Below are 22,199 nucleotides of genomic sequence, written 5' to 3'. Positions count from 1 at the left end.
GTGATTCCGCGAGAAAGGGCCTCCCATGGCCGCCTCCCGCCTGGTCGTGCTGGTCTCCGGCTCCGGCACCAACCTCCAGGCCCTGCTCGACGCCATCGACGCCCACCCCGGGGGGCCCGAGGGCTTCGGGGCCGAAGTCGTCGCCGTGGGGGCCGACCGCGAGAACATCGTCGGCCTGGAGCGGGCCGAGAAGGCCGGGATCCCCACTTTCGTGTGCCCGGTCAAGGCGTACGCGAGCCGCGAGGAGTGGGACGTCGCCCTCACCGAGGCGACCGCCGCCCACGCACCGGACCTCGTGGTGTCCGCCGGGTTCATGAAGATCGTGGGCAAGGAGTTCCTCGACCGCTTCGGCGGCCGGTTCGTCAACACCCACCCCGCCCTCCTCCCGGCTTTCCCGGGCGCCCACGGCGTACGGGACGCCCTCGCCTACGGCGCGAAGGTCACCGGCTGCACCGTCCACTTCGTGGACTCCGGCGTGGACACCGGTCCGATCATCGCCCAGGGTGTGGTCGAGGTCCGGGACGAGGACGACGAAGCCGCTCTCCATGAGCGCATCAAGGAAGTCGAGCGCCAGCTGCTCGTCGATGTCGTGGGGCGCCTGGCCCGGCACGGCTACCGCATTGAGGGACGAAAGGTAACGATCCAGTGACCGCCGTAGAGAGCAGCACCACCTCGTCGAAGCGACCGATCCGGCGCGCGCTCGTCAGTGTCTACGACAAGACGGGACTGGAGGAGCTGGCCCGCGGCCTGCACGAGGCGGGCGTCGCGCTCGTCTCCACCGGCTCCACCGCCTCCCGGATCGCCGGGGCCGGCGTGCCGGTCACCAAGGTCGAGGAGCTCACCGGCTTCCCCGAGTGCCTGGACGGCCGGGTCAAGACCCTGCACCCGCGCGTGCACGCCGGCATCCTCGCCGACCTGCGCCTGGAGGACCACCGGCGCCAGCTCGCCGAGCTGGGCGTCGAGCCCTTCGACCTGGTGATCGTCAACCTGTACCCCTTCCGAGAGACCGTCGCCTCCGGCGCCACCCCCGACGAGTGCGTGGAGCAGATCGACATCGGCGGCCCGTCCATGGTCCGCGCCGCCGCCAAGAACCACCCGTCCGTAGCCGTCGTGACCAGCCCCGACCGCTACGCCGACGTCCTCGCCGCGGCCCAGGGCGGCGGCTTCGACCTCACCGCGCGCAAGCGGCTGGCGGCCGAGGCCTTCCAGCACACCGCCGCGTACGACGTCGCCGTGGCCTCCTGGTTCACGAATGCGTACGCCCCCGAGCCGGAGGCCGTGCTGCCCGAGTTCCTGGCCGGCGCGTGGGAGCGCAAGTCCACCCTCCGCTACGGCGAGAACCCGCACCAGGCCGCCGCCCTCTACACCGACGGCCGGCCGGACGGGCTCGCCAACGCCGAGCAGCTGCACGGCAAGGAGATGTCCTTCAACAACTACGTGGACACCGAGGCCGCTCGCCGCGCCGCCTACGACCACGAAGAGCCCTGCGTCGCGATCATCAAGCACGCCAACCCGTGCGGCATCGCGGTCGGCGCGGACGTCGCCGAGGCGCACCGCAAGGCCCACGCCTGCGACCCGCTCTCCGCGTTCGGCGGCGTGATCGCCGTCAACCGCCCCGTGACGGTCGAGCTGGCCGAGCAGGTCGCGGAGATCTTCACCGAGGTCATCGCGGCCCCGGCGTACGAGGACGGCGCCGTCGAGGTCCTCGCCAAGAAGAAGAACATCCGCGTCCTGAAGGTGGACGGCCACCCGCACCAGCCGGGCGACCTCAAGCCGATCTCGGGCGGCGTGCTGCTCCAGCAGGCGGACGCCTTCCAGGCCGAGGGCGACGACCCGAAGAACTGGACGCTCGCCACCGGCGCAGCGCTCTCCGCGCAGGAGCTCGCCGAACTCGCCTTCGCGTGGAAGGCCTGCCGCGCGGTCAAGTCCAACGCGATCCTGCTCGCCAAGGACGGCGCCTCGGTCGGCGTCGGCATGGGCCAGGTCAACCGCGTGGACTCGGCGAAGCTCGCCGTCGAGCGGGCGGGCGCCGAGCGCGCCCAGGGTGCGTACGCCGCTTCCGACGCCTTCTTCCCCTTCCCGGACGGGCTGGAGATCCTGACCGCGGCGGGCATCAAGGCGGTGGTCCAGCCGGGCGGTTCCGTCCGTGACGAGCTGGTCGTCGAGGCCGCGAAGGCGGCGGGCGTGACCATGTACTTCACCGGGACCCGGCACTTCTTCCACTGATCTCCGGACCCCGAATACGGCGAAGGCCGCCATCCGCAGCAGCGCGGGTGGCGGCCTTCGCCGTACGCCGTGAGGACGGCGGTGCTTCGAGCGGTGCTTCTAGTACTGCGGGCGGCGGAAGTACGCGCCGGCGGGCGAGTTGGCCAGGCCGACGAGCACCCACAGGGCCAGGCCGAGCTGGATCAGGGCCAGGATCAGCGAGAACACGACGGCGCCCGCGGCTTGGTCGCTGCCGAGCGCGGCGAGGTTCATGATCACGCTGAGCCCGGAGAAGAGGGTCATCAGCGAGCCGTAGATGATGCCGGAGACCCGGACACCGCCGCGACCCTTGCCCAGCTTGGCGGCCGTCAGGAGCGGCCACAGCGAGAAGGCGAGGCAGATGATGCCGACGAACACGATCACGCCGCCCGCCAGGGCCCCCGCATCGCTCGCCGCGGAGCTGGAGGAGTCCGAGAAGAGGGAGGCGAAGAACGCTCCGCCGAGGAGCAGCACCAGGCCGCCCAGGACCTGCAGACCTCCGACGATGAACAGGATGACGCGGGCCGCCTTCACACCGCCGGGCATGGGCATCTGGGCGCCCGGGACGGGGTATCCGCCGGGGCCGGCCGGGTACGCCGGGTAGGCCTGCGGGGCCTGCTGCGGGTAGGCGTAGCCACCCTGCGGCGGGACGCCCTGCGGGGCCTGCTGCGGGTAGCCGTAGCCGGGCTGGCCCTGGGGCTGCTGCCCGTAGGGGTTGTTCGGGTCGCCGAAGCTCATCTGGGGTGTTTCCTCCGTGGAAGTGCGGGGACGCGCGGCACGCGCGGAGGAAAAACACCCTGTTCTACGGTCCGCCCCCCGGCACTGCCCGCGGCACTCTTTCGGCCATCGTCTTCCGAGCGGGCGGGAGTTGTCCAGCGAGCGCGTCATCGGTCCGTCACTTGTTGTGCAAGTGCAATGAATGGTTCAAGCCTGTGACGAACCGGCGGGCAGCGCCACGACTGGAACCGGGGCCACTCCATCCGGGAGGATGGGTGCATGACCGCCCAGATTCTCGACGGCAAGGCCACGGCAGCCGCGATCAAGTCCGAACTGGCCGCCCGCGTGTCGGCCCTCAAGGCCCGGGGCATCACCCCCGGACTCGGCACCCTGCTGGTCGGCGACGACCCGGGCAGCCGCTGGTACGTCAACGGCAAGCACAAGGACTGCGCGGAGGTCGGCATCGCCTCCATCCAGCGCGAACTGCCCGGGACCGCCTCCCAGGAGGACATCGAGGCGGTCGTACGCGAGCTCAACGCGAACCCGGAGTGCACGGGCTACATCGTCCAACTCCCGCTGCCCAAGGGCATCGACACCAACCGGGTCCTGGAGCTGATGGACCCGCTGAAGGACGCCGACGGCCTGCACCCGATGTCGCTGGGCCGGCTCGTGCTGAACGAGCCCGGCCCGCTGCCCTGCACCCCGTACGGGATCGTCGAGCTGCTCCGCCACCACGGTGTGGAGATCAACGGCGCGCACGTCGTGGTCCTCGGCCGCGGCATCACGGTCGGACGCTCCATGGGCCTGCTGCTGACCCGCAAGTCGGAGAACGCCACCGTGACCCTGTGCCACACCGGCACCCGCGACCTGCCCGCGCAGCTGCGCCAGGCCGACATCGTCGTCGCGGCGGCCGGAGTGCCGCACCTGGTCAAGCCCGAGGACGTGAAGCCGGGCGCGGCCGTCCTGGACGTGGGCGTCAGCCGCGACGAGCACGGCAAGATCGTCGGGGACGTGCACCCGGGCGTCGCCGAGGTGGCGGGCTGGATCTCCCCGAACCCGGGCGGTGTCGGGCCCATGACCCGGGCGCAGCTCCTCGCCAACGTGGTGGAGGCGGCGGAACGGACCACGACCAGTGCAGGCTGAGCACGACGCGCAGGAGCCCGCGGCCCCCAGGTCCCGGCGCTTCCCGCCCGTCACCCAGGACACCGCCCGCCCCGAGGGAGCCGGCCGCGCCGCGCCCGGGGACGCGCTCGCCGCCCGCCAGTGGCCGATGCTCAGCGTGCTCACTGCGACCGCGGTGGGCCTGCTGATCACCGCGCTCGGGCAGCCGCGGGTCGGCTGCCTGGTGATCGGTGTGGCCCTCATCGCGGCAGCCGTGCTGCGGCGCGTCCTGCCCTCCGTGGGCATGCTCGCGGTGCGCTCCCGCTTCACGGACATGGTCACGTACGGGGTGCTCGGCGTGGCGATCACGCTGCTCGCACTGGTGATGGAGCCCCAGCCGTGGCTGGAGATCCCCTTCCTGGAGAGCGCGGTCCGCTTCACCGTCCGCTGAGCCTGCGTACACCCGTCCGGCGGGTCCCGGCAGTCCCGGAATCCGGGGCCGACCCCCGCTCGTGCCTTCGAACTCCCGGTCCGTGTGCCGTGCACCACACGGACCGGGGGATTGGGCCGCTCCAAGGTCGGATAGCCTGACGCCGGATGTCTCTTCACATCAAGATTCGCAGGGGAGCGGCGTCCGCCAGCACATGGGGCACGGACGCCCCACCGCCAGCTGTCTAACGGAGAAGGCCATGACCCGCACTCCCGTGAATGTCACCGTCACCGGCGCCGCCGGCCAGATCGGCTACGCGCTGCTCTTCCGCATCGCCTCCGGCCACCTGCTCGGCGCGGACGTGCCGGTCAAGCTCCGCCTCCTGGAGATCCCCCAGGGCATGAAGGCCGCCGAGGGCACCGCCATGGAGCTCGACGACTGCGCCTTCCCGCTGCTGAAGGGCATCGACATCTTCGACGACCCGAACCAGGGCTTCGAGGGCGCGAACGTGGCCCTGCTCGTGGGCGCCCGCCCGCGGACCAAGGGCATGGAGCGCGGTGACCTGCTCTCCGCCAACGGCGGCATCTTCAAGCCGCAGGGCGCCGCGATCAACGCGCACGCCGCGGACGACATCAAGGTCCTGGTCGTGGGCAACCCGGCCAACACCAACGCGCTCATCGCGCAGGCCGCCGCCCCGGACGTCCCGGCCGAGCGCTTCACCGCGATGACCCGCCTGGACCACAACCGCGCGATCTCGCAGCTCGCCAAGAAGACCGGCGCCGACGTCACCGACATCAAGCGCCTGACCATCTGGGGCAACCACTCGGCCACCCAGTACCCCGACATCTTCCACGCGGAGATCGCCGGCAAGAACGCCGCCGAGGTCGTCGCCGACGAGCAGTGGCTCGCCGACACCTTCATCCCGACCGTCGCCAAGCGCGGCGCGGCGATCATCGAGGCCCGTGGCGCCTCCTCGGCCGCCTCCGCCGCCAACGCCGCCATCGACCACGTCCACACGTGGGTCAACGGCACCGCCGCGGGCGACTGGACCTCCATGGGCATCCCGTCGGACGGCTCCTACGGCGTCCCGGAGGGCCTGATCTCCTCCTTCCCCGTCACCTGCAAGGACGGCAAGTACGAGATCGTCCAGGGCCTGGACATCAACGAGTTCTCCCGTGCGCGCATCGACGCGTCCGTGGCGGAGCTCGCCGAGGAGCGCGACGCGGTGCGCGAGCTCGGCCTCATCTGATCGGACCCCCGTCCGATCGGATCGCCTGACGGAACCACCGAAAGCCCCGGCGCGGCGCGCGCCGGGGCTTTTTGGCGCGATCAGCCCTGTCTCCGGGGCGAGCGCGGCCGTAGGGTTCCCTCCTCCCGAGCGAGGAGCACCCGTGAACGGCCCACCGCACGGCAGAGCACCCGTCGACCCGTCGGACACCGAGGCGGGGCGCCTGCTGTGCGCCGGCGTCTACCTCGACGCCTCCTACCGCGACCGGGTGATCGAGGAGCTGTACGTCCACGAGGAGCGGTTCCCGGCACCCTCGTACGGGTTCGACGCCGCCCGCGTCCTCGCCCACGCCCTGCGTGCGCTGCGCACCGAAGTGGCCTGGTCGACGGCGGTCGTCGCGGTGTGGGGCTTCGGTCTGCTGCTCACCCGTACGTTCTTCGTCTTCCTGCTCGTCCCGGCGCTGCTGCTGAGCGGTGCCGGACGGCTCAAGAAGCGCCGGGAGCGGACCGGCCGCGGCGCCGGCGGACGCATCTTCGAATGGATCCTCCGCGGCCACGCCTGCCTGCTGCTCGGCCGCGTCCTCTGGGGGGTGCTGCGGGGCTTCTTCACGGACGACGTGCGCCGGGAGACGCTCCCCGACCTCGCCGGACTCGGCTCCATCCTGGGACGGATGGTGCAGGCCGACCCGCTCGGCATCTTCCTGGAGGTACCCAGGATCGGCCAGATCTACGGCACGGCCTACTCGTGGACGGTCGTCCTGATCGCCGTGCTCGTCACGGTGCTCACCGGCTTGCGGCGGGGGCACTTCGCACAGATCATCCACGCCTCCCTGAGCCGGTCGCAGTACACCGGCCCGGCCGCCGACCCGCCGGGCGGCCGACGCTTCCGGCGGGCCCGGGACCGGATATGGCGGACCCAGCACGCGCCCGTGGTCCTGTACGAGGTGGACAACCCGTTCTGCGGCGCCGGCCAGGCCCACCTGCCGTGGCAGTTGGCCGTCGAACTGCGGCCCCGGGACGGCGGCCACGCCCAGCCCCTCGACAACGCGCGGATCATCGAGCGGATCCGGCCGCAGCTGGAAGCGCTGCGGGTGCCCTCGCCGCACGGCTCCCCCGAAGCGGAGGAGGCCGTACTCGACCGGCTGCGCGAACTGGTCGTCGACGAATGCGTGTTCCTGCCGGCCGCGGGGCTGCCCGACGTGGACGCCGTGGACCTGTCCGAGGAGGCGTTCGCCGCGCATCGCGCCGCCGCAGTCGAGGAGGGCGGGGAGCGGCGCCGGCACTTCCTGCGCGTGCGCATCGGCGGCTGGGACGAGAACCTCGTCATAACCGTCTTCATCCGGGTCCACACGCAGGGCGGAATGCTGATGCTGGAGGTGGCGCCCCACGTCCTGCTGCCCGTACGGCCCGACTTCCAGCGGGCCGACGACATCGCCCGGCGGCACCGGCGCAACACCCCGCTCGCCAAGGTGCTCCTGGCGCTCGGCCACGCCCCCGGCTCCCTGGGCGTGGCCGTCGCCACCCTGGCCGGGGCCTGCCGCGTCCCGTGGCGGCTGCTCACCGCCGGACACGGCGTGGCGTACGCGGCGGGGCCGGCGGCCTCCGTACGCGAACTCGCCGCGCAGGAGGACGGATCGCTGTTCCAGCTGATGGACCTGGACCGGTACCTGAAGACCATCCAGGAGCGGATCGTGGGCGGGGTGACCCTGGCGCTGCACGAGGCGGGCTGGCACACGGAGGAGTTCGCGGAGCGCGCGGTCAACGTCGCGGAGGGCGGGGTCTTCATCCAGTCGGTGAGCAACAGCGCCTTCGGTATCGGCGGAGTGAGCCACAACAGCGCCGTGAACAAGGTGCCCGAGCAGGCGGAGCGGAAGGAGAGGCGGATGCGGACGGCCAAGGAGAGCAGACATGGCGGCTAGCGAAGGGAGCGGGCGGGAGCCCGCCGTGCGGATCGGCGAGGTGGGCGGCAGCGCCTTCAGCATCGGCGGGACGCACGTCACCAACACCGTGCACCACGGCGGCGGTCCGGACGCGGCCGGACCGACCGCGGAGCAGCTGCTGGAGGCCGTACGCGACCTGCGCGCCGCCCTCGTGCGGCTGCCCCGCAGCGACGGACGGACCGCGCTCGACGCCGAACTGGACACGGTGGCGGAGGAGCTGACGGAGGCGGAGACGGTCAGCCCGGGCCTGGCCGCCCGGCTGCACGCGGCGCTCGAACGGTGGTCCCCGCTGGTGGACTCGCTGAGCGCGGCGACCGCGCTGACCGCGCTGCTGACCTCGTTCGGGGGGTGAGCCATGGCCTCGGGGGGTGGCCCCGCGCGCTGGAACCCGCGGTCGCAGCAGTGGGAGTACCCGCAGGTGCGCCCCGAGGCGCAGCCGACCGGAGCGGACTCCGGGCTGCCGCCGCGGCCCGCGTACCCGCCGGGCCGGGCTGCTGCGGGCACTGCGGGCACCACGGCCGGCGCTCCGGGCACTCCGGCCGGTGCTGTGGGTGCCCCGCCCGGTGAGGCGGGGGACCCGGCCGAAGCTGTGGCCGGTGCGGCCGATGCGGGTGCGGACCCGGCCGGTGCGCCGTCCGGGCGGCGCCGGGTGCGCCGGTGGGTCGCGGTGGCCGCGAGCCTAGGCCTGGTCCTGCTGCTGGGCGGGTCCGCCCTGGCGGGGTGGCTGCTGCTGCGGACGGACCCGCCGGCCGTGCCGTCCGGCTACCAGGTGGTGCACGACACCGGGGCGGGCTTTCGGGTCGCGGTCCCGGGGGACTGGCAGCTCAGCAGCTCCGAGTCCGGCTCCGGGGCCGGGGCGGTCTTCCGCCCCGCCGGGGGCGGGACTGCCTTCCTCCAGGTCTTCGAGGTTACCGGGGGTCCCGCCAACGCGTGCGAGGTGCTCGTCGAGGGGACGCGCGCACTGAGCGCCCGGGACGGCTACCGGAGGCTGTCCCTCACGACGACGCCGGGCCCGGGCTGCGAACTCGTCCACGAGCTCCCCGACACCCCGTCCGGGGACACCGGCCGCGGCATCGGACGGCTCGTCGTCGCCCCCGACGGCAGCCGGTGGGTGCTCATGGCCTACGGGCCGGCCGCCGAGGCCGCCTCCGTCCGGACCCGCATCACGGCGGCCCTGGCCTCCTTCCGGCGGGAGTGAGCGCCCCGGTCAGTGGTACATGCCCGGGGTGTAGTGGCCCGGGACCATGCGGGTGCTGACGGCGAAGCGGTTCCAGACGTTGATCGTCGCGATGACGGCGATGAGGTGCGTGAGCTCCTTCTCCTCGAAGTGCTTCGCCGCCTTCTCGTACACCTCGTCGGGAACGAACCCGTCGGTGAGGACGGTCACCGCCTCGGTCAGCTCGATCGCGGCGACCTCCTTCTCCGTGTAGAAGTGGCGCGACTCCTCCCAGGCGCTGAGCTGGACGATCCGCTCCACGCTCTCGCCCGCCGCGAGCGCGTCCTTCGTGTGCATGTCGAGGCAGAACGCGCAGTGGTTGAGCTGCGAGGCGCGGATCTTGACCAGCTCGACGAGGAGCGGGTCCAGGCCCTTCTTCGCGGCGATCTCCAGGCCCACGACGGCCTTGTAGACCTCGGGCGCGTGCTGTGCCCAGCGCATGCGGGGGGTGTGCTCGGGGGCGTACTCGGGGGTCTGGTCCGCGGTGTTCGCGTTCGTCTGCGTCGTCATGCGATCAGCCTATGAAGCGGGCGGCCCACCGATATGGTCCATCTTCGTGAAGGAATCCTGGGCCACTTTCGGTGCCGACCTGCATCTTGACCTCTCCGCCGGACGCGGCCTGCGGGCCGGGCTCGTCGAGGCGTTGCGGGAGGCCGCGCGCAGCGGGCGGCTGCCCCCCGGGACCCGGCTGCCGTCCTCGCGTACCTTCGCGGCCGACCTCGGGATCGCCCGGAACACGGTTGCGGAGGCGTACGCCGAGCTCGTCGCCGAAGGCTGGCTGACGGCCCGCCAGGGCTCGGGCACCCGGGTCGCGGAACAGGCCCGTCCGCGTGCCCGGCCCGCGGCGGCGGCCCGGGTGCGCAGCCCCGCGCGGCGGGGGACCGCGTACAGCCTGCTGGCCGGCAGCCCGGACCTCGGCGGGTTTCCGCGGGCGGCCTGGCTGTCGGCCGCCCGGCGGGCCCTGACCGACGCGCCGAACGAGGCCTTCGGGTACGGGCTCGACCCGCGCGGCCGGGTCGAGCTGCGGGAGGCCCTGGCGGGTTACCTGTCGCGGGCGCGCGGGGTGTACGCGGACCCGGAGCGGATCGTGCTGTGCGCGGGGTACGCGCATGCGCTGATGCTGCTGGCGGGGGTGCTGCGGGCGCGGCGGGTACGGGAGGTGGCGGTGGAGGGGTACGGCCTCGGCGAGCACCGGGAGCTGCTGACCGGGGCCGGGCTGCGGACCCGGCCGCTTCCGGTGGACGGGGCGGGGGCGTGCACGGTGGAACTGCCCGACGGGGTGGGGGCGGTGCTGCTGACTCCGGCGCACCAGTTCCCGACCGGGGCCGCGCTGACCCCGCAGCGGCGGGCGGCGGCGGTCGACTGGGCGCGGACCACGGGCGGGCTCGTCCTGGAGGACGACTACGACGGCGAATTCCGCTACGACCGGCAGCCGGTGGGGGCGCTGCAGGGGCTCGACCCGGAGCGGGTGGCCTACCTCGGCACGGCGAGCAAGTCGCTGGCGCCGGGGCTGCGGATGGGGTGGATGGTGCTGCCGGCGGGGCTGGTGGACGAGGTCGTCGCAGCGAAGGGGCGCATCGACTGGACGTCGAGCGCGTTGGACCAGCTCACGCTCGCGGAGTTCATCCGGTCGGGGGCGTACGACCGGCACGTGCGGGGGATGCGGCTGCGGTACCGCCGCCGGCGCGACGAGCTGGTGGCGGCGGTCGCGGGGCGGGTGGCGGTGTCGGGGATCGCGGCGGGGCTGCACGCGGTGCTGGACCTTCCCGAGGGGACGCAGCCCGCGGTGCTGCGGGCCGCGGCCTGGCAGGACCTGGCCCTCGAAACCCTGTCCCGCTACGCCCATCCGGAGGCGGCGCTCCCGCCCCGCGAGGCGCTGGTGGTGGGCTACGGCACCCCCTCGACCAGCGCCTGGTCCCCCACCCTGCGCGCCCTGGTCGCCGCGCTCCCGTGAGGTCAGGCGGGGTCGGGTCCCGGCGGGGGCTCGCCGAAGCGGGACAGGGCCAGGGCTCCGCACACCGCCACCGCGAAGCCCAGGACGGCCAGCCAGACCAGGCCTTCGCGGGTGCGGTCGCCGAGCCACGCCACCCCCACCGCCGCCGGCCCGATCGTCTCGCCCAGCACCATCCCCGCGGTGGCCGCCGTCACCGAGCCGCGCTGCAGCGCCGAGGTGAGCAGCAGGAAGGCCGCACCGCCGCCCAGCAGCAGCGCGTACAGGGCCGGGTTCGCGAAGGAGATCCCGTCGATGAGGCGGACGGCCACCTCCACCACCCCGAAGCCCGTCCCCGCGGCCAGGCCGAGGAGCAGCGCCCGGGGCCGGTCCGGCAGGCCGCCCGCCACGGCCCCCACCAGCAGCACCAGGGCGGCCACCCCGAGCAGCCCGAACTTCAGCGCGAGGGAGCCGGTCCCGGAGCCCTCTTCGCCCGAGGCCAGTCCCAGCAGCGCCAGCCCCGCGCACACCACGGCCACCGCCGCCCACTCGGCTCCGCTCAACCGGACCCGGAGCAGTCGCGCCGCGACCACCGCCGTCACCGCGAGGCTCGCGGCCAGCGCCGCACCGACGGCGTAGATGGGGATGTGTGTGAGCGCCACGATCTGGAGGACGAAGCCGACGGCGTCCAGGGCGAGGCCCGCCACGTACCGCCACTGCCGCAGCGCCCGCAGGAGCAGTGCCGTGTCCACCCCCGAGCCGGTCCCCGGCTCCGCGGCCCGGGCCGCCATCGCCTGCAGGACCGATGCCGTACCGAAGCAGACCGCCGCACCGAGCGCACAAATCATCCCAAGGAGCACGAATTGACTCTAGGTCATGGAGGTGCGGCGAGGGTTTGGGCGGCCGGATTCCATCGCCTTGCCGTCCCGTTCTAGTCTGTCGCCCATGGTCATGGACAGCACGAGTACGAGCAGCAGCACCGCCCGCCGCCGCATGCGGTCCGGCGCCGTCGCCCTCGGCGGGATGGGACTGCTGGCCGCCGCGCTCGTGGCCTGCGGCAAGAGCGACGAGCCCGACAAGCGCTGCGTGGACCGCGTCACGCTGGAGAAGCTCAACAGCAAGGAGTGCAAGAGCGGCAGCAGTAGCAGCCGCGGCGCGTACTACTACGGCGGGAGCGTCCGCAACAACAAGGTCAGCGGCGGCAGCTTCGACAAGTCCGCCGTCACCCGCGGCGGCATCGGCGGCCACTCCAGCTCCAGCGGCGGCTGAGCCCGTGCGGCGCCACACCATCGAGCCCCGCCCGGACTGGCAGCGGACCGTCGAGGAGCAGGGGCTGATCTACCCCCTCACCCGCTACCCGGACGACTCCCTGCGCCCCTACTGGGACGAGAGCGCGTACTACTCCTTCTCGCTGCCCGAGGTCGAGGCCCTGGAGGACGTCGTCGAGGAGTTGCACGCCATGTGCCTGGCCGCGGCCGCGCACATCGTCGAGCACGACCGCTTCGCCGACCTCGGCATCACCGACCCCGACCTCGCCGCCCTGATCGCCGAGTCCTGGCGCAGGCGCGCCGAACAGCCCTCCCTGTACGGCCGGTTCGACCTGCACTACGACGGCTCCGGCAGCCCGGCCAAGATGCTGGAGTACAACGCGGACACCCCCACCTCCCTCGTCGAGGCGGCGAGCCCGCAGTGGTTCTGGATGGAGGAGCGCTTCCCCGGCGCCGACCAGTGGAACTCCCTGCACGAGCGGCTCGTCGACGCCTGGCGCCGGCAGGCGGAGCTGCTGCCGCCCGGGCCGCTGCACTTCGCGCACTCCGAGACCGACGAGCTCGGCGAGGACCTCATGACGGTGGCCTACCTCCAGGAGACCGCCGAACAGGCGGGTCTGGAGACCGAGGCGCTGTCCGTCGAGCAGATCGGCTGGGACAGCCTGTCGGGCCGGTTCGTGGACCAGAAACTCCGCTTCATCCGCAGCTGCTTCAAGCTCTACCCCTGGGAGTGGCTGGCCACCGACCCCTTCGGCCCGCAGGTCCTCGGCACGTACGACCACGGCGGCGGATCCGGCAGCACCTGCTGGATCGAGCCGCTGTGGAAGATGCTGCTGTCCAACAAGGCGCTGCTGGCGATCCTGTGGGAGCTCTTCCCCGACCACCCCAACCTGCTGCCCGCCTACCTCGACGGCCCGCGCGAACTGGCCGACACCACCGGCTACGCGGCCAAGCCGCTGCTGGGCCGCGAGGGCGCCGGGGTCACCCTCCACGAGGCCGGTCCGGGCGGGGAGCCGTTCGTACCGGCCGAGGGGGAGACGTACTGCTTCCAGGCCCTGGCCCCGCTGCCCGACTTCGACGGCAACCGGGTCGTGCTCGGCGCGTGGGTCGTCGAGGAGGAGGCGGCCGGGCTCGGCATCCGGGAATCGGCGGGGCCGGTCACGGACGAGTACGCCCGCTTCCTGCCCCACGTCATCCTCTGATCACCCGGCGAGCACGGCCCGCAGCTGGTCCAGGCCCCAGTCCAGGTCCTCCTTGCTGATCACCAGCGGCGGGGCGATCCGGATCGTCGCCCCGTGGGTGTCCTTGACCAGCACGCCCCGCTGCATCAGCTGCTCGGAGACCTGCCGGCCGGTGCCGTGCCCCGGGGCGATGTCCACACCCGCCCACAGGCCGCGCCCGCGGACGGCCGTCACCGCGCCGCCGCCGACCAGCAGGCCGAGCTCGCGGTGCAAGTGGTCGCCGAGTTCGGCGGCGCGCTGCTGGTGCTCGCCGGTGCGCAGCATCGCGATCACCTCCAGGGCGACGGCGCAGGCCAGCGGATTGCCGCCGAAGGTGGAGCCGTGCTCGCCGGGGCGGAACACCCCGAGCACGTCCCGGTCGGCGACGACCGCGGAGACCGGGACCACACCGCCGCCCAGGGCCTTGCCGAGGATGTAGACGTCCGGCACGACCCCTTCGTGCTCGCAGGCGAAGGTCGTGCCGGTCCGGCCCAGACCCGACTGGATCTCGTCCGCCATGAACAGCACGTTGCGCTCGCGCGTCAGCTCCCGTACGCCCGGGAGGTATCCGGGCGGCGGCACGAGGACCCCCGCCTCGCCCTGGATCGGCTCCAGCAGCACGGCCACGGTGTTCGAGGTGACGGCGTGGGACAGCGCGGTGAGGTCCCCGTACGGCACGATCTCGAAGCCCGGCGTGTACGGGCCGAAGTGGTCGCGGGCCTCGTGGTCGGTCGAGAAGCTCACGATGGTCGTCGTGCGGCCGTGGAAGTTGTCGGACGCGACCACGATCTTGGCGTGGCCGTCCGGCACGCCCTTGACCTCGTAGCCCCACTTGCGGGCGGTCTTCACCGCCGTCTCCACCGCCTCCGCTCCGGTGTTCATCGGCAGCACCATCTCCTTGCCGCACAGCGCGGCCAGCTCGGCGCAGAACTCGGCGAAGCGGTCGTGGTGGAAGGCGCGCGAGGTGAGCGTGACCCGCTCCAACTGGGCGTGGGCCGCGTCGATGAGACGGCGGTTGCCGTGGCCGAAGTTGAGCGCCGAGTAGCCCGCCAGCATGTCGAGGTAGCGACGGCCTTCGACGTCGGTCATCCACGCGCCTTCGGCGGACGCCACGACGACGGGCAGCGGGTGGTAGTTGTGCGCACTGTGGGCCTCGGCGGCACGCAGGGCATCAGCGGTTGTCGACACGGGGTCTCCGATCGTCGGTCGTGCGGGCGGGCCGGCCGGCCCCGGATGACGAGTGGTGGCGCCACCCTGTATACGGGTATACGGCTATACGTCGCTCGTATACCGGGCGCGGAAACCTTTCTTGTGGCCCGCCCGCTATGGTGGGCGCTACGCACGGCGACTGGCGTACGGAGAACCAACTCCGGGGGAGTCGTGCGCGGACGACCGCACACAGGGCCGCTCGCCTGGGCCTCGCGGGGACGAGAGCCGACATCGACCCCGGAGGAGCCCCCGTGAACGCGCGCCGCCATCCCGCCCTTTCCGCGACCGACCCCGAGCTGGCGTCCTTCGTCGCGGCGGAGGAGACCCTGCAGGCCGAGACCCTGCGCCTGATCCCCAGCGAGAACTACGTGTCGGCGGCGGTGCTCGAAGCCTCCGGCACGGTGCTGCAGAACAAGTACAGCGAGGGCTACCCCGGCCGCCGCTACTACGAGGGCCAGCAGAACATCGACCGCGTCGAGGCGCTCGCCGTCGAGCGGGCCAAGGGCCTGTTCGGGGTGGACCACGCGAACGTCCAGCCGTACTCGGGCTCGCCCGCGAACCTGGCCGTGTACCTGGCCTTCGCGAAGCCCGGCGACACGGTGATGGGCATGGCCCTGCCGATGGGCGGGCACCTGACGCACGGCTGGGGCGTCTCGGCGACGGGCTCCTGGTTCCGCGGTGTCCAGTACGGCGTCCGCGCCGACACCGGCCTCATCGACTACGACGCGGTACGCGACCTCGCCCTCGCGGAGCGACCCAAGCTGATCTTCTGCGGCGGCACCGCGCTGCCCCGCACGATCGACTTCGAGGCCTTCGCCTCGATCGCCGCCGAGGCGGGCTCGGTCCTCGTCGCGGACGTGGCGCACATCGCGGGCCTCATCGCGGGCGGGGCCCACCCGTCGCCGGTCGGGCACGTGGACGTGGTCTCCACGACGACCCACAAGACCCTGCGGGGCCCGCGCGGCGCGATGCTGATGTGCAAGGAGGAGCACGCCAAGGCCATCGACAAGGCGGTGTTCCCGGGCCTCCAGGGCGGGCCGCACAACCAGACGACGGCGGGCATCGCGGTGGCCCTGCACGAGGCGGCGCAGCCGTCGTTCGTGACGTACGCGCACGCGGTCGTCGCCAACGCCAAGGCGCTGGCCGCGCAGTTGCTGGCCCGGGGCTTCGACCTGGTGTCGGGCGGTACGGACAACCACCTGATCCTGGTGGACCTGACCTCCCGGGGCGTGCCGGGCAAGGTGGCGGCCAAGGCGCTGGACCGCGCGGGCATCGTGGTGAACTACAACACGGTCCCGTTCGACCCGCGCAAGCCCTTCGACCCGTCGGGCATCCGGATCGGCACCCCCTCGCTCACCTCCCGCGGCCTGACCGAGGAGCACATGCCGCTGGTGGCGGACTGGATCTCCCGCGCGGTGGACGCGGCGTCCGCGTCCGACGAGGCGGCCCTGTCCGTGGTCCGCAAGGAGGTCACCGCCCTCATGGCCACCCACCCGGCCCCGGGCCTCCCGGTCTCCTGACCGCGCGGGGCCCCTGCGCGGCGGGGCTGTGCGGGGGCCGGGGGCGGTGACGGGGTGGGGTGTCGTCCGGGGCTCATGATTCATGGCGCCCGATCCGGATCGCGTTGGTGATCGGGATCAGGCGCCAACACATCACGTTCCACGCCCGGTCAACACCCCACCCCGCCCCCGCCCCCGCCCCCGGCCGGGCGTCCCGCAGCCGGGGCCGGCACTCGCAGGGCCAAAGCGGTCGCTTGCTTCGGGCAAGATCCGGACGCGCCGCTACGCGGCGGTACCCCCAGCCGCCGCCCGCCCGGCACGGCCCGCCCGCCCGGCGCCCCCGCAAGGACCCGGCGGCTTCCGGCCACGGAACGGCCGGAGTCGGCCCCCGCACCTGAGAGAATGGAGCCATGGCTTCTGATCGTCCTCGCGCGCTCTCCGGCATCCAGCCCACCTCCGGCTCGTTCCACCTCGGGAACTACCTCGGAGCCATCCGCCAGTACGTCGCCCTGCAGGAGACGCACGACGCCTTCTACATGGTCGTCGACCTGCACGCGATCACCATGCCCCAGGATCCGAAGGACCTCCGCGCGAACACCCGGCTCTCGGCCGCGCAGCTCCTCGCCGCCGGCCTCGATCCCGACCGCTGCACGCTCTTCATCCAGAGCCACGTCCCCGAGCACGCCCAGCTCGCCTGGGTGATGAACTGCATCACCGGCTTCGGCGAGGCCAGCCGGATGACCCAGTTCAAGGACAAGTCCGCCAAGGGCGGGGTGAACAGCGCCAGCGTCGGCCTGTTCACGTACCCGATCCTCCAGGTCGCCGACATCCTGCTCTACCAGGCGAACGCCGTCCCCGTCGGCGAGGACCAGCGCCAGCACATCGAGCTGACCCGCGACCTTGCCGAGCGCTTCAACCAGCGCTTCGGCGAGACCTTCACGCTGCCCGCCGCGCACATCGTCAAGGAAGTCGCGAAGATCTACGACCTCCAGGACCCGTCGATCAAGATGTCGAAGTCCGCCTCGTCCCCCAAGGGCCTGATCAACCTCCTCGACGAGGCCAAGGCCACCGAGAAGAAGATCAAGAGCGCGGTCACCGACACCGAGGCCGAGGTCCGCTTCGACACCGCGGCCAAGCCCGGCGTCAGCAACCTGCTCACGATCTACTCCACCCTCACGGGCGAGAGCATCCCCGCCCTGGAGGCCAAGTACGAGGGCAAGGGTTACGGCGCGCTGAAGACCGACCTGGCCGGTGTGATGGTCGATTTCGTCACACCGTTCAAGCAGCGCACCCAGGAATACCTGGACGACCCGGAGACGCTGGACTCCATCCTGGCCAAGGGCGCGGAGAAGGCCCGCGCCGTCGCCGCCGAGACCCTGGCGCAGGCGTACGACCGGCTCGGTCTGGTGCCCGCCAAGCACTGACGACCGGGGCCCCTGGCAATCCGGGGGGTTTCGGCCCCACACTGGGGCGGCAGGCCGCACACAGCATTCGACGGAGGAGACATACGTGGGGACCGTAACGCTCGGCGTTTCGATCGCGGTCCCGGAGCCGTACGGCAGCCAGCTCCAGCAGCTGCGCGCCGGCTTCGGGGACGCCGCCGCGCACGGCATCCCCACGCATGTCACCCTCGTCCCGCCCACCGAGGTGGAAGCGGAGCGGCTCCCGGAGATCCGGGCCCACCTGGCCGAGGTCGCGTCCGCCTTCGGCCCCTTCGTGATGCGCCTGGCGGGGACGGGAACCTTCCGTCCGCTCTCGCCGGTCGTCTTCGTCCAGGTCGTCGAGGGCGCCACGGGCTGCACCCGGCTCCAGGGCCTGCTGCGCGACGCGGGCGGACCGCTCCAGCGGGAGCTGGCGTTCCCGTACCACCCGCACGTCACCGTCGCCCACGGGATCTCCGAGGAGGCGATGGACCTGGCGTTCGACACCCTCGCCGACTACGCGGCCGAGTGGATGTGCTCCGGATTCGCGCTCTACGAGCAGGGCCCGGACGGGGTCTGGCGCAAGCTGCGCGAGTACCCCTTCGGGAGTGGCCCGGCCGGCGGTGTCCCGGCGCAGCTCGGCTCACCGGTCGACGAGGCGACGGGGGCGAACGGGCCGGGCGCGTCCTCCGCGCCGCGCTCCTGAGGCAGCGGCCGCGAGGTCTGCCGCAGGGCCCGGCGGACATGGAACGAGAGCGTCCGCAGGACCAGCGTGTGGAACGGACGAGCCGTGGGGCGAAAAGTCACAATCGACGACCGTAGTGCCCAAAAGCGACAATCTCTGCTATTTCCGTCGGCTCCTTTACGGTGACCCCATGGACTGGCTGACGAAACTCCCGGTGATCGGCCCGCTCGCGGCCCGTCTGATGCGCACCCACGCATGGCGCTCGTACGAACGTCTCGACCGCGTCCACTGGACCCGGTTGGCCTCCGCGATCACCTTCATCAGCTTTCTCGCCCTCTTCCCCCTGATCACCATGGCCGCGGCCGTCGGCGCCGCGCTGCTCAGCCCGAGCCGGCTCGACCGCCTGCAGAAGACCCTGGCCGAACAGGTCCCCGGCATCTCCGACCAGCTCGACCTCAACAGCCTCGTCGCGAACGCGGGCACGATCGGCCTCGTCGCCGCGGCCGTCCTGCTGTTCACCGGCATCGGCTGGGTCGGCTCGATGCGGGACTGCCTGCGGGCGGTCTGGGAGAAGGACGACGAGGACGAGGGGAACCCCTTCGTCCGCAAGGGCAAGGACGCGCTCGTCCTCCTCGGCCTCGGCGGCGCGGCCCTCGGCTCGGCGGCGGCCTCCGTCATCGGCTCGACCGCCGTCGGCAGGTTCGGCGCGTGGCTGGGCGTCCCCCCGCACGGGGCGGGCGGCGTGCTCCTGCGCATCGGGGCCTTCCTCGTCGGCGTCCTCGCGGCCTTCCTCCTGCTGCTGTACGTACTGAGCCTGCTGCCCGGGGTCGAACCGTCCCGCAGCCGCCTGATCCAGGCCTCCCTGATGGGCGCGGCGGGGTTCGAGCTGCTGAAGCTCCTGATCAGCGGCTATATGCGCGGGGTCGCGGCCAAGAGCATGTACGGGGCCTTCGGCGTGCCGGTCGCCCTGCTGCTCTGGATCAACTTCACCTCGAAGCTGCTGCTCTTCTGCGCGGCCTGGACGGCCGCCGACGCGCCCGCCGGCCCCAGGGCGCCGGAGTCCCGGAGTCCCGGAGCCCCGGACGCGGGGGAGTCCTAGACGAGGGTGGTGTCCTGGCCGCTGCGGCGCCCGCGCGGGCTGCGCGGCCAGCGGCGGTTGACGGCGTACGCGCCGGCCGCCACCACCGCGAGCGCCCCGCCCGCGACCCCGAGCGCGGTGCCGGCGCCGCCGCCGGAGCCGGCGGCCGACGCCGTCGACGCGTCGTGTTCGTGCGACTGGGCCGGGGAGCCGAGGGAGGTGGTGTCGGCGCTCTTCGGCGGCACCAGTTCCCCCACCGGCTTGACCTTGCCGAGGGCGGCGAAGCCCCAGTCGAAGAGCGCGGCGGTCTCCTCGTAGACGGAGTTGAGGCCCCCTGCGGCCGGATTCATCACCGTGACGAGCAGCTTGTTGCCGCCGCGCTGGGCCGCGCCGGTGAAGGTGGAGCCGGCCATCGTGGTGTTGCCGTTCTTCACCCCCGCGATGCCCTTGTACGGGGTGATGCCGCCCGCGCCCGTCATCAGCCGGTTGGTGTTCTGGATCTCGAAGTACTCGCGGGGCTTCCCGGGCTCCTGGCGGCCGGGGAACTTGGCGCTCACCGTCCCGCAGTACTCCCGGAAGTCCTCCTTCTGCAGGCCGGAGCGGGCGATGAGAGTGAGGTCGTACGCGCTCGACACCTGCTCGGGGGCGTCGTACCCGTCGGGCGAGACCACGTGGGTGTCGAGGGCCTGCAGCTCCTCGGCGTGCGCCTGCATGTCCTTGACGGTCTTCCCGATGCCGCCGTTCATGGCGGACAGCACGTGCACGGCGTCGTTCCCGGACCGCAGGAACACCCCGAGCCACAGGTCGTGGACGCTGTACTCGTGGTCCTCCTTGACCCCGACCAGGCTGGAGCCCTCACCGACGCCGGACATGTCCTCGTCGGTGACCTTGTGGACCGCGTCCTTGGGGAGGGTGGGGAGCACCGTGTCCGCGAAGAGCATCTTCATGGTGGAGGCCGGGGGCAGCCGCCAGTGCGCGTTGTTCGCCGCCAGGACCTCGCCCGTCTCCGCGTCGGCCACGATCCACGACCGGCCCGTCAGATCCGTCGGCAGGGCCGGCGCACCTGCCAGCGGATTCACCTGCACCCCGGGCTTGCCGAGGGCGGCTCCGCCGACCGTGGACATGGAGGCGGGCGGCGCTGCCGCCTTGGGGGCCTGCAGGCCCTTGGGCGGCACTCCCTTCCCGTCGGGAGCGGGCGACGGCGGCGCGGCATGCGCGGGCGCCACGAGCACGGCGGGGACCAGCAGCGCGGCGGAAAGGACCGCCAACGCGGTCTTTTTGGCAGACACGCAGGTGAACGTACATCCCGATGGGCTGTCCGGCGCCACGGCCCGGCCTACGTGTCGGAACCACTGCCGGGACAGCCCACCCGGACGCGTCCGTCCTGGGGACGAAACCCATACTGGGAGCATGAAACTCAGCCGCGCCGCCTCCTGGTTCCTGCTCGCCTTCGGAGTGTGGAGCTGGGTCATCTGGGCAACCTTCGTCAAGAACCTGTGGCAGGACGCCAGTGGCCTGGCGTTCGATGCGGCGGGCGAGCCGACGGCCTACTTCTGGGTCCACCTTCTCCTGGCCGTCACGTCCTTTCTCCTTGGGACGGCCGTTGGTGTGATCGGGTTGCGCAGTGTGCGGGCGCTGCGGCGCGGATCCCGCGAGGACACCCCCGCATGAGGATCGCGGTCTTCGCGGCCGTGGCCCTGCTGGTCCTGGGCCTCCTGGCGCTGGTCCACCGCTGGCTGTGGATCCGGCTGGTCCGCGACACGACCCGGCCGGGCGGGCCGGCCCGCCGGACGGGCACCGCTCTCGCCTTCGCCCTGCCGCTGCTGTCCTTGGCCGCCCTGACGGCGGGCCGGGCGGGGGCGCCGTTCCCGCTCCAGCAGGCGGTGTCCTGGCCGGGCTACCTGTGGCTCGCGGTGCTCCTGTACCTGACCCTGGCCCTCCTCGTGACGGAACCGGTCCGCGCGCTCCTCCTGCGGGGCAGCGCCGCGGCGGCCGGACCGGAGCCCCGGGTGCGGGCGGGGGCGGCCGCCGGCGGCGAAGCACCCCCGCAGGGCCGCCACACCGACACCGGTCCCGGCACCGCACCGGCCGCCGCGCCCCCGGCCACCCGGGACACCGCGGCCCCGGCCACCCGGGACACCGCGGCCCCCGCTCCCGGTGACAGCGGGGGCGACGGGGTCACCCGGCGGCGCTTCGTGGCGCGGTCGCTCGGCGGGGCCGCCGCCGCAGCCGCCCTCGGCACCGTCGGCCTCGGCACGTACGGCGTCCTGCGCGGCCCCCGCGTCAAGCGCGTCCGCGTCCCCCTCGCCAAACTCCCGCGCGCCGCCCACGGCTACCGGATCGCCGTCGTCAGCGACATCCACCTCGGCCCGGTCCTCGGCCGCGCCCACACCACCCGCATCGTCGAGACGATCAACCGCACGCAGCCCGACCTGATCGCCGTCGTCGGCGACCTCGTGGACGGCAACGTCCACGACCTCGGCTCCGCCGCCGAGCCCCTCAGGTGGCTGCGCGCCCGCCACGGCTCGTACTTCGTCACCGGCAACCACGAGTACTTCTCCGGCGCGCAGCAGTGGATCGACGAGGTGCGCGAACTGGGCCTGACCCCCCTGGAGAACGCCCGCCGGGCCCTGCCCCACTTCGACCTCGCCGGAGTCAACGACATCCAGGGCGAGTCGGAGGGCCACGGCCCCGACTTCGGGGCGGCGCTGGGCGACCGGGACCGCGCCCGCGCCGCCGTCCTCCTCGCACACCAGCCCGTCGTCATCCACGACGCCGTCCGCCACGGCGTGGACCTCCAGCTCTCCGGCCACACCCACGGCGGCCAGCTCTGGCCCGGCAACCACCTCGCCGAGCTCGCCAACCCCACCGTCGCGGGCCTGGAGCGCTACGGGGACACCCAGCTCTACGTCTCCCGCGGCGCCGGCGCCTGGGGTCCCCCGGTCAGGGTCGGGGCGCCGTCCGACATCACCGTCGTCGAACTCGCCTCGTACCAGGCCTGAACCCCGCCCGCC

Annotated in this window: 22 protein-coding genes and 1 riboswitch; of the genes, 17 read left to right on the top strand and 5 right to left on the bottom strand. The window is 72.8% G+C overall.

All coding sequences use genetic code 11. The features are described 5' to 3' along the window. Window positions 1-25: 25 nt before the first annotated feature. The gene (gene purN, locus AB0B01_RS02940; RefSeq protein ID WP_356845089.1) at window positions 26-649 is read left to right on the top strand and encodes a phosphoribosylglycinamide formyltransferase; all 624 of its coding nucleotides are present in this window, start codon (window positions 26-28) and stop codon (window positions 647-649) included. Next, entirely contained in the window at window positions 646-2,226 is a 1,581-nt protein-coding gene (gene purH / locus AB0B01_RS02935) for a bifunctional phosphoribosylaminoimidazolecarboxamide formyltransferase/IMP cyclohydrolase (protein WP_361712201.1), read from the top strand. Before purN ends, purH begins: the two co-directional genes overlap by 4 nt. Window positions 2,227-2,325: 99 nt before the next feature. Here purH and AB0B01_RS02930 read toward each other — a convergent pair whose 3' ends face one another. After that, window positions 2,326-2,982, bottom strand: coding sequence for a hypothetical protein (locus AB0B01_RS02930; RefSeq protein WP_361712199.1), 657 nt, complete (start codon window positions 2,980-2,982; stop codon window positions 2,326-2,328). A gap of 258 nt (window positions 2,983-3,240) precedes the next feature. Between AB0B01_RS02930 and AB0B01_RS02925 the strand changes: the two genes are divergently transcribed. From AB0B01_RS02925 to AB0B01_RS02900, 6 genes are all read left to right on the top strand, one after another. Then, a complete protein-coding gene (locus AB0B01_RS02925) occupies window positions 3,241-4,104 on the top strand; it encodes a bifunctional methylenetetrahydrofolate dehydrogenase/methenyltetrahydrofolate cyclohydrolase (RefSeq protein ID WP_361712197.1) in 864 nt (287 codons plus the stop codon). Further along, window positions 4,094-4,513: a DUF3017 domain-containing protein gene (locus AB0B01_RS02920; protein WP_361712196.1), complete on the top strand. Its 420-nt coding sequence runs from the start codon at window positions 4,094-4,096 to the stop codon at window positions 4,511-4,513. The genes AB0B01_RS02925 and AB0B01_RS02920 overlap by 11 nt, the downstream gene beginning before the upstream one ends. A gap of 238 nt (window positions 4,514-4,751) precedes the next feature. Continuing rightward, entirely contained in the window at window positions 4,752-5,741 is a 990-nt protein-coding gene (locus AB0B01_RS02915; RefSeq protein ID WP_361712194.1) for a malate dehydrogenase, read from the top strand. 142 nt (window positions 5,742-5,883) lie between these two features. Next, a complete protein-coding gene (locus AB0B01_RS02910) occupies window positions 5,884-7,638 on the top strand; it encodes a hypothetical protein (RefSeq protein ID WP_361712192.1) in 1,755 nt (584 codons plus the stop codon). After that, window positions 7,628-8,011: a hypothetical protein gene (locus tag AB0B01_RS02905; protein ID WP_361712190.1), complete on the top strand. Its 384-nt coding sequence runs from the start codon at window positions 7,628-7,630 to the stop codon at window positions 8,009-8,011. The genes AB0B01_RS02910 and AB0B01_RS02905 overlap by 11 nt, the downstream gene beginning before the upstream one ends. A 3-nt stretch (window positions 8,012-8,014) precedes the next feature. Further along, window positions 8,015-8,857, top strand: a complete 843-nt coding sequence (locus AB0B01_RS02900; RefSeq protein WP_361712189.1) for a hypothetical protein — start codon at window positions 8,015-8,017, stop codon at window positions 8,855-8,857. Between the two features lie 9 nt (window positions 8,858-8,866). On the opposite strand, the gene AB0B01_RS02895 is transcribed toward AB0B01_RS02900, so the two are convergent. Further along, window positions 8,867-9,385, bottom strand: coding sequence for a carboxymuconolactone decarboxylase family protein (locus AB0B01_RS02895; RefSeq protein WP_361712188.1), 519 nt, complete (start codon window positions 9,383-9,385; stop codon window positions 8,867-8,869). Window positions 9,386-9,431: 46 nt separating this feature from the next. Here AB0B01_RS02895 and AB0B01_RS02890 point away from each other — a divergent pair, with 46 nt between their 5' ends. Continuing rightward, the gene (locus AB0B01_RS02890) at window positions 9,432-10,829 is read left to right on the top strand and encodes a PLP-dependent aminotransferase family protein (protein WP_361712187.1); all 1,398 of its coding nucleotides are present in this window, start codon (window positions 9,432-9,434) and stop codon (window positions 10,827-10,829) included. A 2-nt stretch (window positions 10,830-10,831) separates the two neighbouring features. Here AB0B01_RS02890 and AB0B01_RS02885 read toward each other — a convergent pair whose 3' ends face one another. Then, complete coding sequence (locus AB0B01_RS02885) at window positions 10,832-11,653, bottom strand: hypothetical protein (protein WP_361712276.1); 822 nt, start codon at window positions 11,651-11,653, stop codon at window positions 10,832-10,834. Window positions 11,654-11,756: 103 nt separating this feature from the next. Between AB0B01_RS02885 and AB0B01_RS02880 the strand changes: the two genes are divergently transcribed. Beyond that, window positions 11,757-12,074 (top strand): hypothetical protein, encoded by a 318-nt coding sequence (locus tag AB0B01_RS02880; protein WP_361712274.1) that lies wholly within the window; start codon window positions 11,757-11,759, stop codon window positions 12,072-12,074. Window positions 12,075-12,078: 4 nt separating this feature from the next. Then, complete coding sequence (locus AB0B01_RS02875; RefSeq protein WP_361712186.1) at window positions 12,079-13,275, top strand: glutathionylspermidine synthase family protein; 1,197 nt, start codon at window positions 12,079-12,081, stop codon at window positions 13,273-13,275. On the opposite strand, the gene rocD is transcribed toward AB0B01_RS02875, so the two are convergent. Next, window positions 13,276-14,481, bottom strand: a complete 1,206-nt coding sequence (gene rocD / locus AB0B01_RS02870) for an ornithine--oxo-acid transaminase (RefSeq protein ID WP_361712185.1) — start codon at window positions 14,479-14,481, stop codon at window positions 13,276-13,278. Between the two features lie 146 nt (window positions 14,482-14,627). After that, a riboswitch (ZMP/ZTP riboswitch) is annotated at window positions 14,628-14,718 on the top strand. 35 nt (window positions 14,719-14,753) lie between these two features. On the opposite strand from rocD, the gene glyA reads away from it, so the two are divergent. The 4 genes from glyA to AB0B01_RS02850 all read left to right on the top strand — a co-directional run bounded on the left by glyA (window position 14,754) and on the right by AB0B01_RS02850 (window position 19,206). Beyond that, on the top strand, window positions 14,754-16,022 hold the full coding sequence (gene glyA, locus AB0B01_RS02865) for a serine hydroxymethyltransferase (RefSeq protein WP_361712184.1): 1,269 nt from the start codon (window positions 14,754-14,756) through the stop codon (window positions 16,020-16,022). Window positions 16,023-16,411: 389 nt separating this feature from the next. Then, window positions 16,412-17,425 (top strand): tryptophan--tRNA ligase, encoded by a 1,014-nt coding sequence (gene trpS / locus AB0B01_RS02860; RefSeq protein ID WP_356845117.1) that lies wholly within the window; start codon window positions 16,412-16,414, stop codon window positions 17,423-17,425. 85 nt (window positions 17,426-17,510) lie between these two features. Next, window positions 17,511-18,128 (top strand): 2'-5' RNA ligase family protein, encoded by a 618-nt coding sequence (locus tag AB0B01_RS02855; protein WP_361712183.1) that lies wholly within the window; start codon window positions 17,511-17,513, stop codon window positions 18,126-18,128. 169 nt (window positions 18,129-18,297) lie between these two features. Further along, window positions 18,298-19,206, top strand: a complete 909-nt coding sequence (locus AB0B01_RS02850; protein WP_361712182.1) for a YihY/virulence factor BrkB family protein — start codon at window positions 18,298-18,300, stop codon at window positions 19,204-19,206. On the opposite strand, the gene AB0B01_RS02845 is transcribed toward AB0B01_RS02850, so the two are convergent. Beyond that, a complete protein-coding gene (locus AB0B01_RS02845; RefSeq protein ID WP_361712181.1) occupies window positions 19,203-20,474 on the bottom strand; it encodes a D-alanyl-D-alanine carboxypeptidase in 1,272 nt (423 codons plus the stop codon). The two genes, AB0B01_RS02850 and AB0B01_RS02845, sit on opposite strands and share 4 nt — an antisense overlap. 121 nt (window positions 20,475-20,595) lie before the next feature. Between AB0B01_RS02845 and AB0B01_RS02840 the strand changes: the two genes are divergently transcribed. Then, on the top strand, window positions 20,596-20,856 hold the full coding sequence (locus AB0B01_RS02840) for a hypothetical protein (RefSeq protein ID WP_361712180.1): 261 nt from the start codon (window positions 20,596-20,598) through the stop codon (window positions 20,854-20,856). Continuing rightward, entirely contained in the window at window positions 20,853-22,187 is a 1,335-nt protein-coding gene (locus AB0B01_RS02835) for a metallophosphoesterase (RefSeq protein WP_361712179.1), read from the top strand. The genes AB0B01_RS02840 and AB0B01_RS02835 overlap by 4 nt, the downstream gene beginning before the upstream one ends. The last annotated feature ends 12 nt before the right edge of the window (window positions 22,188-22,199 follow it).

This window comes from Streptomyces sp. NPDC044571, assembly GCF_040647115.1.
GTDB lineage: Bacteria > Actinomycetota > Actinomycetes > Streptomycetales > Streptomycetaceae > Streptomyces.
This window is presented reverse-complemented; position numbering and strand designations above follow the sequence as displayed.